The organism is Flavobacterium sp. DSR2-3-3 (assembly GCF_049896585.1).
Lineage (GTDB): Bacteria > Bacteroidota > Bacteroidia > Flavobacteriales > Flavobacteriaceae > Flavobacterium.
In genome coordinates this window covers 78,536-94,711 of sequence record NZ_JAFCUP010000001.1, presented here as the reverse complement: position 1 = coordinate 94,711, position 16,176 = coordinate 78,536, and the positions used below count along the sequence as shown (strand labels likewise).

The 16,176-nt window shown below is 34.2% G+C and carries 14 protein-coding genes; 2 read left to right on the top strand and 12 right to left on the bottom strand.

Going from position 1 to position 16,176, the window contains the following annotated elements:
* Positions 1-31 precede the first annotated feature (31 nt).
* Entirely contained in the window at positions 32-1,558 is a 1,527-nt protein-coding gene (gene purH, locus ACP7AQ_RS00400; protein ID WP_426093932.1) for a bifunctional phosphoribosylaminoimidazolecarboxamide formyltransferase/IMP cyclohydrolase, read from the bottom strand.
* Between the two features lie 197 nt (positions 1,559-1,755).
* Here purH and ACP7AQ_RS00395 point away from each other — a divergent pair, with 197 nt between their 5' ends.
* Positions 1,756-3,006: an ABC transporter permease gene (locus ACP7AQ_RS00395; RefSeq protein WP_426064479.1), complete on the top strand. Its 1,251-nt coding sequence runs from the start codon at positions 1,756-1,758 to the stop codon at positions 3,004-3,006.
* Positions 3,007-3,168: 162 nt separating this feature from the next.
* Here the strand turns inward: ACP7AQ_RS00395 and accD are convergent, their stop codons facing one another.
* The 3 genes from accD to ACP7AQ_RS00380 form a co-directional block, all read right to left on the bottom strand.
* On the bottom strand, positions 3,169-4,023 hold the full coding sequence (gene accD / locus ACP7AQ_RS00390; protein WP_426093930.1) for an acetyl-CoA carboxylase, carboxyltransferase subunit beta: 855 nt from the start codon (positions 4,021-4,023) through the stop codon (positions 3,169-3,171).
* A gap of 108 nt (positions 4,024-4,131) precedes the next feature.
* Positions 4,132-5,199 carry a class II fructose-bisphosphate aldolase gene (fbaA, locus tag ACP7AQ_RS00385; protein ID WP_426093928.1) on the bottom strand — a complete coding sequence of 356 codons (1,068 nt, stop codon included), beginning with the start codon at positions 5,197-5,199 and terminating at the stop codon, positions 4,132-4,134.
* A gap of 62 nt (positions 5,200-5,261) precedes the next feature.
* Positions 5,262-7,829, bottom strand: coding sequence for a BamA/TamA family outer membrane protein (locus ACP7AQ_RS00380; protein WP_426093926.1), 2,568 nt, complete (start codon positions 7,827-7,829; stop codon positions 5,262-5,264).
* Between the two features lie 37 nt (positions 7,830-7,866).
* Between ACP7AQ_RS00380 and ACP7AQ_RS00375 the strand changes: the two genes are divergently transcribed.
* A complete protein-coding gene (locus tag ACP7AQ_RS00375) occupies positions 7,867-8,592 on the top strand; it encodes a TrmH family RNA methyltransferase (protein WP_426093924.1) in 726 nt (241 codons plus the stop codon).
* Between the two features lie 67 nt (positions 8,593-8,659).
* Here the strand turns inward: ACP7AQ_RS00375 and ACP7AQ_RS00370 are convergent, their stop codons facing one another.
* The 8 genes from ACP7AQ_RS00370 to ACP7AQ_RS00335 form a co-directional block, all read right to left on the bottom strand.
* Positions 8,660-9,364: a porin family protein gene (locus tag ACP7AQ_RS00370; RefSeq protein WP_426093922.1), complete on the bottom strand. Its 705-nt coding sequence runs from the start codon at positions 9,362-9,364 to the stop codon at positions 8,660-8,662.
* Between the two features lies 1 nt (position 9,365).
* Positions 9,366-10,097 (bottom strand): bifunctional demethylmenaquinone methyltransferase/2-methoxy-6-polyprenyl-1,4-benzoquinol methylase UbiE, encoded by a 732-nt coding sequence (ubiE, locus tag ACP7AQ_RS00365; RefSeq protein WP_426093920.1) that lies wholly within the window; start codon positions 10,095-10,097, stop codon positions 9,366-9,368.
* A 593-nt stretch (positions 10,098-10,690) separates the two neighbouring features.
* The gene (locus ACP7AQ_RS00360) at positions 10,691-11,173 is read right to left on the bottom strand and encodes a dihydrofolate reductase (protein WP_426090313.1); all 483 of its coding nucleotides are present in this window, start codon (positions 11,171-11,173) and stop codon (positions 10,691-10,693) included.
* A 10-nt stretch (positions 11,174-11,183) separates the two neighbouring features.
* Complete coding sequence (locus ACP7AQ_RS00355; protein WP_091204259.1) at positions 11,184-11,519, bottom strand: 2TM domain-containing protein; 336 nt, start codon at positions 11,517-11,519, stop codon at positions 11,184-11,186.
* Positions 11,520-12,074: 555 nt separating this feature from the next.
* Positions 12,075-12,899 (bottom strand): thymidylate synthase, encoded by an 825-nt coding sequence (locus ACP7AQ_RS00350; protein WP_426093918.1) that lies wholly within the window; start codon positions 12,897-12,899, stop codon positions 12,075-12,077.
* Between the two features lie 32 nt (positions 12,900-12,931).
* Positions 12,932-14,215 (bottom strand): amidohydrolase family protein, encoded by a 1,284-nt coding sequence (locus ACP7AQ_RS00345; protein WP_426090310.1) that lies wholly within the window; start codon positions 14,213-14,215, stop codon positions 12,932-12,934.
* 125 nt (positions 14,216-14,340) lie between these two features.
* Positions 14,341-14,964, bottom strand: a complete 624-nt coding sequence (locus ACP7AQ_RS00340) for a bifunctional nuclease domain-containing protein (protein WP_426064469.1) — start codon at positions 14,962-14,964, stop codon at positions 14,341-14,343.
* Between the two features lie 149 nt (positions 14,965-15,113).
* Positions 15,114-16,082 carry an electron transfer flavoprotein subunit alpha/FixB family protein gene (locus ACP7AQ_RS00335; protein ID WP_426093916.1) on the bottom strand — a complete coding sequence of 323 codons (969 nt, stop codon included), beginning with the start codon at positions 16,080-16,082 and terminating at the stop codon, positions 15,114-15,116.
* Between the last annotated feature and the right edge of the window lie 94 nt (positions 16,083-16,176).

Genomic DNA, 16,176 nt, shown 5'->3' with positions numbered 1-16,176 from the left:
TATAAATTTGAAACGAACAAAGTTAAACAAATTAATGTTTAAAATGACGCGTTCCCGTAAATACCATTGCAACTTTATTTTCATTGCAATAATTGATACTTAATTCGTCTTTAATAGATCCACCAGGCTGGATTACGGCCGTAATTCCTGCTTTTTTAGCTATTTCCACACAATCCGGAAAAGGGAAAAAAGCATCACTTGCCATTGAGGCTCCGTGCAAATCAAAACCGAAATTTTTAGCTTTTTCAATGGCTTGAAGCAAGGCATCAACTCGTGATGTTTGTCCTGTCCCGGAAGCAAGAAGTGTGCCGTTTTTTGCAAAAACAATCGTGTTTGATTTTGTGTTTTTGCAAATTTTAGAAGCAAATATCAAATCTTGAATTTCTTGTTCTGATGGCGTGTTTATAGTAACGGTTCTTAATGCTTCTTTAGTATCTGTGATGTTATTTCTTTCCTGAACTAAAATTCCGTTTAAGCATGTTCGTACGAGTTTTTGTGGCAATTCAACCTCGTTTTGAACTAATATAATTCGGTTTTTCTTTTCTTGTAAAATGGCTGAAGCTTCTTTATCAAATTCCGGAGCAATAACAACTTCGCAAAACAATTTATTGATTTCGACAGCAGTTGCAACATCAATTTTAGTATTGGAAATCAAAACGCCTCCAAAAGCTGATGTTGGGTCGCAGGCCAATGCGGCTAAATATGCTTCGTTTACTGTTTTTCTAGTGGCTAAACCACAAGCATTATTATGTTTTAATATGGCAAATGTAGGTCCGTCATTTTTGAATTCATTAATCAAATTTACAGCAGCATCTACATCTAATAAATTGTTGTATGATAATTCTTTTCCGTGAACTTTCTTGAACATAGCGTCAAAATCACCAAAGAAAAATCCTTTTTGATGTGGGTTTTCGCCGTATCTTAAGGCTTGGCCATTTGCAATACTTTGTTTATATATTGTTTCATCAGTATTGAAATAGTTGAAAATTGCAGTGTCATAATGGGAAGAAACATGAAATGCTTTTGTCGCCAATAATTTTCTGTCTTCCAGTGTTGTTCCACCGTTTTTTTCTGTAATCATGGCCAGAAGTAAACTATATTGCTCAACCGAAGCAACGATTACAGTATCCTTAAAGTTTTTTGCGGCAGCACGAATTAAAGAAATACCGCCAATATCTATTTTTTCAATGATGTCAGCTTCACTTGCCCCTGATGCAACTGTTTTTTCAAAAGGGTACAAGTCCACGATTACCAAATCAATTTGGGGGATATTGAATTCTTGCATTTGTTGCACATCGCTCTCGTTGTCTTGGCGATTTAATATTCCTCCAAAAACTTTTGGGTGAAGTGTTTTAACTCTTCCGCCCAAAATAGAAGGGTAGGAGGTCACATCTTCTACGGGTATTACGGGAATCCCTAAGTTTTTTATGAAATCCTCTGTACCACCAGTAGAATAAAGTGTAACATTTTGACTATTTAGTTGTCTTACTATCGGTTCCAATCCTTCTTTTGAAAAGACAGAGATTAAAGCAGATTGAATTGTTTTAGTTGTACTCATTGTGTAGTTATAGTTATAAAATGCAAAAATAGTTTTTTAATGTTAAAATAAAGCCATTTGAAATTGAGATAATTGTAATTTTTAATGCTGTTCCATTGGCGGACATAAAATAATGGAGTAGCGCGGCAACGAAATGATTTTTCGTTAGGTTTTTGAATAATATTTATAGAATTTTACTTTAACACAAAACAGATTGTATGTTAGTTTATCTTCGATTATTAAAAGAGAGTTTAGGGTTTGCAATGAATGCATTGCGCAACAATAAGTTACGGACTTTGCTTTCTTTGCTAGGAGTGACGATCGGTATTTTTTCTATCATTGCTGTACTGGCTGCTGTAGATTCTTTGGATAAAAAAATAAAAAAAGATTTGAGCAGTTTGGATAAAAATACTATTTATTTAATGCGATTTTCTTTTGGTCCTTCCGAAATTCCGCAGTGGAAAAGGGAACAGTTTCCGGATGTCAAATATGATGAATATGAATATCTAAAAAGCTCAATGAACAATTTAGATCAAATGGCGTATCAGTTTTTTGTGGGTAGAGAAAGTCTTAAATTCGAATCGGAATCCGTAAGTGATGTGAACGTTGTTCCAGTTTCTCACGAATTTATAGAAATTCAAGGGCTTGAGTTTGAAAAGGGAAGATTTTATAATGAATCTGAATCTAATTCTGGAGCTCCTGTAATCGTTTTAGGATATGATATTGCTAAGAGTCTTTTTGGCGAAAGCGAACCAATCGGGAAAAATCTGCGTCTATATGGGCAGCGTTTCACCGTTATAGGGATGTTGAAAAAACAAGGTGCAGGAATGTTTGGCGATAGTAATGATACGTCAGCTTTCATTCCGGTTAATTTTTTAAGGAAGTTGTACGGGGACAATAATGATGCGTTGACGCCGGTAATTCTGGTCAAGCCTGAAAAAGGGGTTGATATGGATGCGTTCAAAGCAGAACTGGCTCAAAAACTACGAAATTATCGCGGTATGAAAATAGATGAAATTGATAATTTTTTCATCAATGTTCTTTCCGGATTTACAGATTTGTTAGATGGAATCATTAGTGCCATGCGTGGAGGCGGAATTTTGATTAGTGTTTTTTCGTTTTTAGTTGGTGGATTTGGAGTGGCTAACATAATGTTCGTTTCAGTAAAAGAGCGTACCAATTTAATTGGGATTCAAAAATCGTTAGGAGCAAAAAATAGATTTATACTTTTTCAATTTTTATTTGAAGCTATTATTTTATGTGTTATTGGTGGAGCAATTGGTTTATTGATAGTTTGGTTGTTATCCGTACTTTTAACTAGTGTGTTGGATTTTGAATTCGTTTTGAGTTTTTGGAATATATTGATTGGTTCAGGATTGTCAATTATTGTAGGTGTGATTTCTGGAATTCTTCCAGCTATTTCTGCTTCTAAATTAGATCCTGTTGAGGCAATTAGAACCGGAATGTAAATAAATGCAGTTCAGTTTCTGGAACGAACTTGAATTCCTTTTTGGGAAATTAATTATATCAAAATGCAAAAAAAGCAGCTTCCGATATTTTTGGAAGCTGCTTTTTTTGTGTTTAATTTAAAAAAATTATAAATCAAAAAAACCAATTGCACGGGTTTTCATTTATCGGATAGTATTATTTTGGATCAAATCGATATACAAGTTAATCTTGTCTTTCAATTCTTTTCTTGGCGTGATAAAGTCTAAGAAACCATGTTCAAGAAGAAACTCAGCAGTTTGGAAACCTTCTGGTAAATCTTTACCTGTTGTGTCTCTTACAACTCTTGGTCCTGCAAATCCAATTAATGCGCCTGGTTCAGATATATTAATGTCACCCAACATCGCGTATGAAGCAGTTGTTCCTCCAGTTGTTGGGTCTGTACATAACGAAATATAAGGCAATTTTGCTTCAGCAAGCTGAGCCAGTTTTACAGATGTTTTTGCTAATTGCATTAATGAATAAGCGGCTTCCATCATTCTTGCTCCACCGGATTTAGAAATCATTACAAATGGCATGTTGTTTTTGATTGCGTGATCAATTCCTCTCGCAATTTTTTCACCTACAACTGCACCCATAGAACCACCAATGAAGGCAAAATCCATACAGCAAATAACTAAATCTTTACCTTTTGATTTTCCAACTCCCGTGCGCACTGCATCCTTGAGTTTGGTTTTTTCCATTACATCTTTCAAACGATCTGCATATTTTTTGGTGTCAACAAAATTCAAAGGATCTTTGGAAGTCATATTTTTATCTAATTCAACAAATTCATTGTTGTCAAATAAAATGTGAAAATATTCTGTACTTCCAATTCGAACGTGAAAACCATCCTCGGGACTTACGAATAAGTTACGAGCGAGTTCATCGGCATCAATAATTTTTCCAGTTGGAGATTTGTACCAAAGTCCTTTTGGAATGTCCATTTTGTCTTCGGTAGCAGTAGTAATCCCTTTTTCTTTTCTTTTAAACCAAGCCATTTCTTTAGTATTCAGTGTTCAGTAATCAGGTATTCAGTGTTTTGTAATCAGTTTTAGTGTTCCATTATCAGTATTTGAGAACTGAACACTAAAAACTGACCATTATTTTTATAATGTATTCACGTTGTTCAAGTCAGTAAATGCTTGTTCAAGTCTTGTGTTGAAAGTAACTTCGCTTTCACGCAACCATTTTCTTGGATCGTAATATTTTTTGTTTGGAGCATCAGCACCTTCTGGGTTGCCAATTTGAGTTTTCAAATAGTCAATATTTTTTACCATGTAATCACGAATACCTTCGGTAAATGCAAATTGTAAATCAGTATCGATATTCATTTTTATTACACCGTAGCTAATACCTTCTCTTATTTCTTCTAATGTAGAACCGGAACCACCATGAAAAACAAAATCTACTGGGTTGTGTCCTGTATTGAATTTGTTTTGAACAAAATCCTGAGAGTTTTTTAAGATTTTTGGAGTCAATTTCACATTTCCAGGTTTGTAAACGCCATGAACATTTCCAAAAGCAGCAGCAATGGTAAATCTTGGACTTATTTTAGAAAGTTCTTCATATGCATATGCAACTTCTTCAGGTTGTGTATATAATTTAGAACTATCCACATCTGAATTGTCTACACCATCTTCTTCACCACCAGTAATTCCAAGTTCGATTTCCAATGTCATTCCCATTTTGCTCATTCGTTCTAAGTAGCCTTTGCAAATTTCGATATTTTCTTCGATTGGCTCCTCAGATAAATCAATCATGTGAGACGAATATAAAGGTTTTCCAGTTTTAGCAAAATGTGCTTCCGAAGCATCTAACAAACCGTCAATCCAAGGCAATAATTTTTTTGCACAGTGGTCAGTATGTAAAATTACAGTAGCTCCATAAGCTTCCGCCAAAGTGTGAATATGTAATGCACCAGCTATGCCACCGGCGATTGCAGCTTTTTCTCCTACATTCGAAAGTCCTTTTCCAGCGTTAAATTGTGCTCCTCCGTTAGAAAATTGAATAATAACAGGAGCATTCAGTTTTGCTGCAGTTTCAAGAACACCATTGATCGTATTTGACCCCGTAACATTTACTGCCGGAAGTGCAAATCCTTTTTCTTTGGCATAATTAAAAATTTCCTGAACCTGATCTCCTGTAGCTACGCCTGGTTTTATGTTGTGTGTCATTGTACTTTTTTTAGTTGTTTTTTTTTAGTTTTTAGTTTTGCAAAAATAAGAATTAATTAGCATTAGAATGGATAATTTATTCCAAAATTTAAAACGGAGTTCGCAAAGTTGTATTCTCTAAACCATCTTTTGTTGGTTTCATTGGCGGGATTGTAGGTTTTAAATCCTAGATCAAAACGAATTACAAAAAAATTCAAGTCGTACCTGATTCCAAATCCTGTGCCCAATGCGATGTCTTTTAAATCGCTGATGTTGGTAAAGGTAGATTTCTCATCCACGACATTATCCAGTACGTTCCAAATATTCCCAGCATCCGCAAAAACAGCTCCTTTTAAACTACCCAAAAGTTTAAATCGAAATTCTCCACTGATGGCAATTTTCATGTTAGCTTCATTAAAATCGTCTAAAGCTCCGCTGCTCCCTGGTCCTAAACCATATGGTTGCCAAGCTCTGTTGTCATTCGATCCGCCTGAAAAGTAACTTCGGGAAAAAGGAATGTAATTTGAATTTCCAAACGGAATGGCGATTCCAAAAAAGGTTCGGAATGCAAAGATTTTTTCTTTGGATAAATCCCAATGTTTGATGTAATCGAATTCTGTTTTTATATATTCAGAATATTCCAGATTGAATATTTCATAATTCCCATTGATATTTTTTTTCTGATTGGTAGTCTTAGCAAAAGCGGATAAAATCGTTCCCGCAGATTCTATTTTCGTTTTGAAAAGGTAAAAATTATTGTCGGCTAAATCGTTTTTAGTTGTTTTTGAAAAAGTAAAACTGGTTGCTAAAATAAAGTCGTTTTCCGTAAGTCTCAATCGTCGCTCTTCAATACTTCTTACCGCCTCAATATCGGCAGGTTTTAATGGTTTTAAAAAGTTGGCGTTACCTGTAAGAACATCATTTGTAAAACCGGCTGTTCCTTGTTCAATCAGCAAATCTTTGTCTATGTAATTGTTATAATAGGAAGAATTTGTGTTATATTCTTTGCTGAGGTCATTTAAAGCATTGTAAGAAGAACCGTAAACATTAAAATAGTTTTTAGGATTTAAATTTCGAACAAACTGAGTGCTGAAAAGATCAAATTTAGCCGTGTGATTTATTTTTGGAGTCCAATTATAAGAAAGCGCGCCCGTAAAATTCTCTTTGTCTAATCCTATGTTTCTTTGTTTTGCAAAACCTACGGTAATTAGAGTAGATGGAATCATGCTTTTGGCAATGATTTTATCGGTATTAAACGGCATGAAAATTCGTGGGATATTTAGTTTTAAATCCAATCCATATTCTGAAACATTGAAAAAATTATTTTTTGGATTCGCTAAATCTTTTGACGCACCTATGTTTCCACGTGCTGCAATTTCAAGTGTTTCTGCGCCATTGAATACGTTTCTGATTGTTTCAGAAACACTTAAACCAATACCAAAATCCTGAATGTTAGAATGGGTCACATCCAATGTGGTTCCAAAACTATATTTTTTTCTTGGAGTCAAATATACTTTCGCAATCAATGACTGCGCAGTTGTATCTCTTTTATCAACTTCATATTGTATCGAAGGATAATTGAAAATCTTAAGATTGTTCAAATACCGCGTGGTCAAAACGGTTTTATTATCAGCATACAGGCCTCCTTTTGTAATAAAAATAGCGTTGGTAATTGCTTTTGGTTTGTATTTTAATTTTTCCTGACTATAAAGATTAAAGTTTTTATAATTGGTACTATCTGTAATGTTTAGCGCGTTATTACTTGGAGAATAATCAGTGTAGATATTTACATCGCTTATTTTATAAATTTTGAAAGGTTCAATTCTAGTTGAATCCCCTTCTTGATAGGAATAATTATTGACGATCAAATTAATGTTTGCCAGATTCACTTTTTTAATGGTGTCAATGTCGAAAGTCACATAATTGGGCTGAAAATAATACACTCCATTGTTTCTGAAATGAGTGGTAATGCGGTTTTTTTCATTTTCAAAATCATCTGTTTTGTATTGATTCCCAGATTTAATGTACGTGTTAGATTTGTTGGTTTGGTACAACGAATCCAAAGCTGGTGTTGCGATAGTAGTCCTCAAAGAATCTAGAAAGTAAGCGTTTCCGGAAGTTACAGCATATTTTATCTTGGCTTTTTTTAGAGCCAACGTATCTATATTGTAAGCGGCATTTACATTAAAAAATCCATTGTTGAAATAGTAATATTTCAAACGCAATAATGATTTGTCGGCTCTGTCTTCATCAATAATTACTGGAGGTTCACCGGTTCTTTTCAAGAAATCGTGAATTCCGTGATACCAGAAAGATTTTCCCAGACGGTTCACTTGTTTTTCTGACAACCATTTTGATTTTCGTCTGAATTTTTCCGGATTGTTGGTGAATTTGGCTTGGTATGTTGAATCTGGATTTAGGTTTGCTAAATTGTAAAGATTCAATCGCAATCGGTATCCCAGTAAAGTGCTGTTTGGTTTTTGATACAGTTGATTAAAAACATTTTCATCCTTAATTGTCTTATCATTTACGGTAATTTCGTTTTTCGTAAGCAGCAGTTTTCCGTCTGCAACTCTTTTTACAGCGTTACATGCGGAAATTAGTATTGCAATTACAATAAATGCAGTTATTTTTGTGGAAATTTTTTTCAAGTGTCCTAAAATATTTAATTCAAAAGTACATTATTTTATGGTTAGTAAAAACCAAATAAAGCTTATAACGAGTTTGCAGCAAAAAAAATATAGAATAGCCAATAAATTATTTTTTGCCGAAGGTGTGAAAGGGATTCAGGAACTCTTGGATTCTGATTTTGTATTGGAGCATTTGTATACCACCCAAAATGATTTTGACGCGGTTTCCATGGAAAAAAAAACCATTGTTTCGGAAAGTGATTTAAAAAAATTAACGGCATTGGCTACGCCGAATTCTTGTTTAGCTGTTTTTAAAATGCCACCAGAAAAACCAATTATAGAGACCGGTTTGATTGTTGTGCTCGATTCTATACGGGATCCGGGAAATTTAGGGACTATATTGCGGTTGTGTGATTGGTATGGAATACAACAAGTTTTGTGTTCAAAGGAAACGGTTGATGTGTATAATCCTAAAGTGGTGCAGGCTACAATGGGTTCTGTAGCGAGGGTCAATATCAATTATATAGATTTAAACGCTTTTGTGGCAACGACTAAATTACCGGTTTTCGGTACGTTTATGGATGGCACGAATATTTATAAATCGGTGTTGCCCAAAGAGGGAATAATTATTATGGGGAACGAAGCGAACGGAATTTCAACCGAACTCGAAAAGTTGGTAACCAGCCGACTCGCAATTCCTCGTTTTGGAAATCTTCAAAAAACAGAAAGCTTGAATGTAGCGACGGCGACTGCTATTTTTTTAAGTGAGTTTCGTCGAGGTTAGTATTCAGTTTTTAGTCATAAATTACAATGAGAACTGAATATTGCAAATGAGAACTGAAAACTATTCTTTAATGGAAAGAAAAGTTGATAAATACAGCTCTAGTTTTTAGAGATTCAATATTTCCTGTCCAAGGGCTGTTTGGATCGTTGTCTCGAATTAATTCATCGTTAATTCCAAAAACACCTCTTATTGATGGTGAAAATATAAAATATTCTGAAAATAGATCAATCCCAAAACCCAATTCGTAGTTTGTAGTCCACGATTGTACACGGAAGCGTTGCTGTAAATTATCATCTATCAGTTTTGAATTACTGGATAAGTTTAAAGTAGCCGATAATCCTCCCAAAGCATAAGGGCGAATATTGCCGGTTCTTAGCGAAGATAACTTTAGTAATAGCGGGAAATGAATGTAAGTACTGTTTACTTCTCTTAACGCATCGCCGCTGTTACTGAAATTCGGATAATATAAATCCCTTTTTGTGTAATAAAGTCCCGGTTCAAAACGCAAGTTGATGTATTCCTGAAGTTTTAAATCACCTATAATTCCCACATTAAAACCTGTGGTTTTATTTACGAGAATGTCTGGTGTTTCCGTTTTGTAATCTATTTTAAAATCGTAAGAATTAAAACCTAAGTAAAAGCCATAATAGACTCTTTTTTTTTGAAAATTTTCTAAATTAATAATAGGGTCTCTGCTAAATATGTTTTTAGATCTTTGAGCATATCCGTTTAGAATAAAAGCAAAAAACAGCAAGACAATTATTTTTTTCATATTATTTTTTAGAAGCTGAATAAATGGTAGCTACACCAAAAGTTTGCGGCAAAGCTACAACATCTATAAACCCAGTTTTTCTCAAAATATTGTTTAACGCTTCGCCATACGGAAATGCGGCAGCTGATTCCGATAAATAACCATAAGCCACGTTATCCTTAGAGAATATTTTTCCTATCAAAGGCAATATGTTTTTGCTGTAAAAATTATATCCTTGTTTATAAGGTGTTTTATCAGGAACGGAGGTTTCTAAAATCACAAAAATGCCATTTGGCTTCAAGACTCTCAAGATTTCAGCTAATCCCTTTTCTAATGTTTCAAAATTACGTACGCCAAAAGCTACGGTAATTGCGTCAAAGTAATTGTCTTCAAAAGGCATGTTTTCAGAGTCTCCTAAAATCATTTCAATGGTAGAAGAAAGATTTTTATCGACAATTTTTTTTTCTCCAACTTTTAGCATTCCAGCAGAAATATCTAAACCAATAATTTTTTCAGCATTAGTTTGCGCCATCAATATGGCTAAATCTCCTGTTCCTGTTGCAATATCCAATATGAGTTTCGGATTGGATTTGGCAACCATTTGCAATACTTTTTTTCGCCATTTTATATCTATACCGAAAGAAATGACACGATTTAGATTGTCATAATTTCCAGAAATAGTGTCAAACATTTGCGCAACTTGTTCTTTTTTGCCTAAGGCAGAATCTTTATAGGGCGTTATCTTTTCTGACATTTTTTTAATTTGTACAAATATAAGAAAAACTTGATGGACTTAAAATGAGTTTGACGAATTTGAATTAAGTTTTATTGTAACCCAAATTTCTTTTACTAAATGGACTTAAAACAAGAAAATGAAAAAAAATCATTTTTTTTGAAATATCACTAAAAGTGGGTATTGCATCTCTAAATTTTATTGTACAAATTTGTTCTTTAAGAAAGAACCATATTAAATGATTAAAAGAGAGTCAGTGAACCAAATCAAATGGATATTTTTTGCGTTAGTTATCTCATTTGTTCTTGTTAGCTGTTTTGAAAGTGCTGTTTCACAAAGCAGTACCTTAGTTAAAACGCAACATACGTTCTTAGGATTAAATTTGTTTTTGGAAATTTTAATTTTTTTCGTCTTTAGTACCTTCGTGGTATTTGGTATTAAAGGCTTTTTTGAGATGTATTCTCAAAAAACTTCAAATATTATAATCTCCGTATCTGGAGTATTATTAGTGTTTGTAATTTTTATTTTATGTTATCAAATACTCTTTCAAGAGTAGTTCATTTCTCTTAATCAATGGTTAAAAAAAAACATCCTGAAAAGGATGTTTTTTTGTTTTATCTTCTAATGTATGTCTGATAAGAATAATCGTAGCGATGCTTTTCATCTTTTTCATTAAACTCTGCGTCTGTCATTTCCCATTCATCTTCATTGATCTTAGGGAAATGCGCATCGCCTTCAAAGTTGTGATGTACTCGCGTGATTTCTAACTTATCTGTGTAAGGAAGTCCTAATGCATAAATTTCACCACCGCCAATTATATAGGAATCCTCATCTTTTGGGCAAATTTCAAGTGCTTTTTCTATACTGTCCACAACGATGCAGCCTTCAGCATGATATTCTTTTTGTCTAGTGATAATAACGTGAGTTCTATTTGGTAACGGTTTTACTAAACTTTCAAATGTCTTTCTTCCCATTATAATATGATGTCCTGATGTAAGGGACTTAAATCGTTGGAAATCATTTGGTAAATGCCAAACCATCTCGTTGTTTTTACCAAGCGTATTGTTTTCGGCAGCAGCCGCGATTATTATTATCATAATTTTTTAGCTATTGTTTAAGTTCGTCGTTCGATACTTGTGTTTGCAATTGGTCTAATTTCTTTTTTTGCAAAGCCACAAGGCGATCTATTTGCTCTCTTTCCCAATCTTTATTCATAAAACGATCTGTAATAAAAATTTTTATAAAATGCAATATAAAGAGGAACAACCAAATGATAATAATCCAAAGGTACCAATTGGACACTACGGTGCTATCAAGAAAATTATGTGCCATAAATAGCAGTAAACTCCCTAAAACGAAAAGAACAAAATGAAAATACAACCCCTTCTTTTGCTTTATTCTTCTTCTCGCATACTCATATTGTTCGTGCAATTCTTTTTCCATCGATCCGGTTTTAGCTTATAAAGATAAAATTTATTTTGGAAAGTCAGTATTGTGGTTCAGAATTATTCCCTGAGAATACGTTTTCTTTTTTTTTATAGTAAATTTAGCTTTGTTTAAATTGTTAAATTATTTATCGATTAACATATTTTGTGGTTTTTAATTAAATCTTTTAAAGCCTTATTAAAAGTCTGAAATATTTAAGTTGCATTATAACATTAGTTTGTAAATAAACAAGTTATGGAAATGAAACAGCGATTTGCGAAACAAAACCAGTTTGTAAGATTACTTTTTCTGAAGCTGCAAAAAAAGCAAGTCAAGCTTATGTTGTTGGCGATTTCAAAAATCGGAATGTGGCTCAATGTGCTTTTAGTAAATTGAAAAATAGTACTTTCAAGGTTGCGTTCGTTGTCAATAAAGATGCGACTTAGTATTTTAATACGTGATTGACGGTTTATCTGTCAATGAACCGGAAACTACTTTTCTCGAATGGAACGAGTTTGTAAGAATTGAAAACAAAGTTTTAGCGGGCAGACGAAAAATCCGTTTTGTATTTCATTAAACCGCAACACTTCCTTTTATCAGTGGATGCGGTTCGTAACCTTCAAGGGTAAAATCATTAAAATCAAATGCGAAGATGTCTTTTATATCGGGATTCAAAATCATTTTAGGCAATGGTTTTGGTTCACGGGACAATTGCAATTCGAGTTGTTCAAAATGATTATTATAAATGTGTGCATCTCCAAGAGTGTGAATAAATTCTCCTGGCTGTAAGTCGCAAACTTGAGCTATCATCATCGTGAGTAATGCGTAAGAAGCAATGTTAAAAGGAACACCTAAGAAAATATCTGCGCTTCGCTGGTACAATTGACACGATAACTTGCCATCAGATACATAAAACTGAAAGAAGGCGTGACAAGGAGGCAAAGCGGCTTTATTGTCGGCTACATTTTCGTTAAATGATTTTGTAGTGTCTGGTAAAACCGAAGGATTCCATGCTGAAACCAACATTCTGCGACTGTTAGGATTGGTTTTTAATTCTTTTATCAATTCCGAGATTTGATCAATTTCTTCACTATTCCAGTTGCGCCATTGATGCCCGTAAACAGGTCCTAAATCGCCATTGGCGTCAGCCCAAGCATCCCAAATTTTAACGCCGTTTTCTTGAAGGTATTTGATATTGGTATCGCCTTTTAAAAACCAAAGTAATTCATAAATAATAGATTTTAAATGCAGTTTTTTGGTGGTAACCATTGGGAAACCTTCATTCAAGTCGAAACGCATTTGGTATCCAAAGACACTTTTTGTTCCTGTTCCTGTTCGGTCTCCTTTTTGACAACCGTTTTCCATCACGTGTCGCACTAAATCTAAATATTGCTTCATTGTGTCTCTATGCTATTTTGCTGTAAGCCGGTTTAGTTTTTGTATATTTTTCCATCTTTCATTACAAATACGACTTTTTCCAGCGTCTTGATCGTGTTTAAAGGACTTTCATCAACTGCAATAATGTCTGCAAAAAAGTTTTCTTTTATTTGACCTACTTCATTTCCTATGCCTAATAACATGGCATTCGTTATTGTTGCAGATTGAATAGCGGCTAATGCAGGCATTCCGGCTTCAACCATATAGCCAAATTCTTTTGCATTTGTACCGTGGGCAAATACACCCGCATCAGTTCCAAAAGCAATTTTGACTCCTTTTTTGTATGCTTTTGCAAAAGTAGCTTTTAGTTGTGGACCAACTTCTCTGGCCTTTGGAACTACGATGTCAGGATAAAAACCAGTAATTTCTGCATTTTTTTCTACTTCTTTTCCAGCCGTTAAGGTGGGAACTAAATAAGCATCATATTTTTTCATTAATTCCATTGTCTCTTCACTCATAAAGGTGCCATGTTCAATGGTTTTTATACCACCCAATATAGCTCGTTGCATACCTTCATCACCGTGGGCATGTGCGGCAGTGAGCATATTGTAATCTTTGGCAGTTGTTGTGATAGCTTTGATTTCTTCTAAAGAAAACTGAGGATTTTTACCGCTTTTGGCAACACTTAAAACACCGCCAGTAGCTGTGATTTTAATAACATCGGCACCTTCTTTATAACGTTCTCTTACTGCTTTTACTGCCTCTTCAGGAGAATTAATTACGCCTTCATGTGGACCTGGATCGCCTACAAGTTTTCGATTGCTTCCGTTTGTCGGATCAGCATGACCACCTGTTGTGGCAATCGATTTTCCTGCAGTATATATTCTTGGACCTTTTACAATTCCTTTATTAATAGCATTTCTAATGGAGATGTTAACGCCTGTTCCTCCTAAATCACGTACGGTGGTAAATCCGGCCAGTAGGGTGATTTCTGCACAACGTACAGCTTGAAATGCGATGTCAGCCTCGTTGTCTAAATATTTCGACATGTAACTTTTAGTGTCATGTTCTCCTTCAATATGTACATGTAAATCTATAAGACCTGGTAATACATATTTGTTTTTTAGGTCTATTATAATATCCTCTGGGTTGGATTTAGATACAAACCCATCTTGTATTTTCGTGATTTTGTTTTTAGAAACAACTATGGTTTGGTTGGATAGCTCTTTGCCAGATTGAGTGTTTAGAATTTTTCCGCAGTGTAAATAATAATCTTGAGAAAATACGACTGTAGAAATGAATAAGGTTACGGCAATAAGGACAAATTTTGTTTTCATAGATTAGTTTATAACAGATGTCAATAAAAATATATATTGGAGCGCAGCATTAATTGCAACTGCATTTTTTATGTGGTTAACCGTTTATTTATCAATTAAAGCAATAATGAAAATCATAATTAAAGTTATCTTTTAGAGATTTCGTCTCTAATTTTAGCTGCTTTTTCATAATCTTCATGTGAAACTGCTTGATCTAATAATTCATTTAACTCCTGTAAACTATGTTTAGCATAGGTTTCACCAGATTGATTGCTTTCTTCTGCGCGTCCAAAAGTATCTGGATTAGAAAGCACATCGTCAATTTCTTGAGAGTCTTTATCAGAATCTAAAGGATTTGACTTTAAGTAAATTCCGGCTTTGTCCAAGATGTTTTTATAAGTAAAAATTGGCGCGTTAAAACGTAATGCTAATGCAATTGCATCTGAAGTTCTGGCATCAATAATTTCTTCAATTTTATCTCTTTCGCAAATAATACTTGAATAAAAAACACCATCGACTAATTTGTGAATAATGACTTGTTTGACTACGATGTCAAAACGTTCGGCGAAATTTTTGAATAAATCATGGGTCAGAGGACGCGGTGGTTTTATTTCTTTTTCTAATGCGATCGCAATGGATTGGGCTTCAAAAGCACCAATTACGATGGGTAATTTTCTTTCGCCGTCAACCTCATTCAAGATCAAAGCGTAAGCTCCGTTTTGAGTTTGACTATATGAAATTCCTTTTATGGATAATTTAACTAAGCTCATAATGTTGTTATGGGAAAGTACATGGTACTTTTTTAATAAAAAAAGGGTGCGATCTTAATGAAAAAAAGTACACAAAAAAACTGCACAAAAGCAAAGATACGAATATCTTATTTTTTGGCAGCTATAATTTTTAAAGAGAATTTTTAGAATTAAGAATTCTGAGCTTTAAAAGCTTTAAATTTCTCGATCAATTGTGGAACAATTTCAAAAGCATCGCCTACAACTCCGTAATCAGCCACTTTGAAAAATGGTGCTTCCGGGTCACTGTTGATTACAACTTTAACTTTAGAAGAGTTGATACCTGCAATGTGCTGAATAGCTCCTGAAATTCCAATCGCAATATAAAGGTTGGTAGCAACCGGTTTCCCCGTTTGTCCTACGTGTTCTCCATGAGGTCTCCATCCTAAATCAGAAACCGGTTTAGAACATGCCGTTGCGGCACCAAGAACAGAAGCTAATTCCTCAATCATCGCCCAGTTTTCTGGACCTTTTAGTCCACGACCAGCCGAAACTACAATGTCAGCATCAGCAATAGAAACTTTTCCAGAAACTTTTTCAACTGATTCTACCTTTACACCAAAATCATTGTCTCCAATCGTTGGGTTAAAATCTTCTTCAGTCAATGTTGATGCATTTTCAAAAATACCATACGAGTTTTTAGCAAGTCCAAGAACTTTTACGTCTGTGGCAATTTCAGTAATGTTAAACGCTTTGTTTGAAAACGCATTTCTTTTTACTTGAAAAGGTGAAGTTGAAACCGGTAGTCCAACCACATTTGATGCATAACCAGCTTCTAATGCTACTGCAACAAGTGACGAAAGGTAAATACTGTCCGTAGTGGATGAAAGTAAAACTAACTTTACGTTTTCTTTTTGAGCTGCTTGTTTGATTACATCGGCGTACGCTTTAGCCGTAAATCCTGATAATTTATCGTTGCTTACTTTTAATACTTTGTCTACTCCGTATTTTGATAATTCCGAAACATCTCCAGCATTAACGGTTACAGCCGTAACAGTAGTTCCTAATGTTTCAGCCACTTTTTTTGCGTAAGAAGCTAATTCGAATGATACTTTCTTAAATTTTCCTTCTGCGTATTCTGCGTATATTAATATTGACATAATTTTTTATTTTAGTCTTAAAGTTTTAAAGTCCAAAGTCATAAAGGGAAATTAGTGTAAACTTCTATCTTTTTGACTTTCAACATTCGACTTT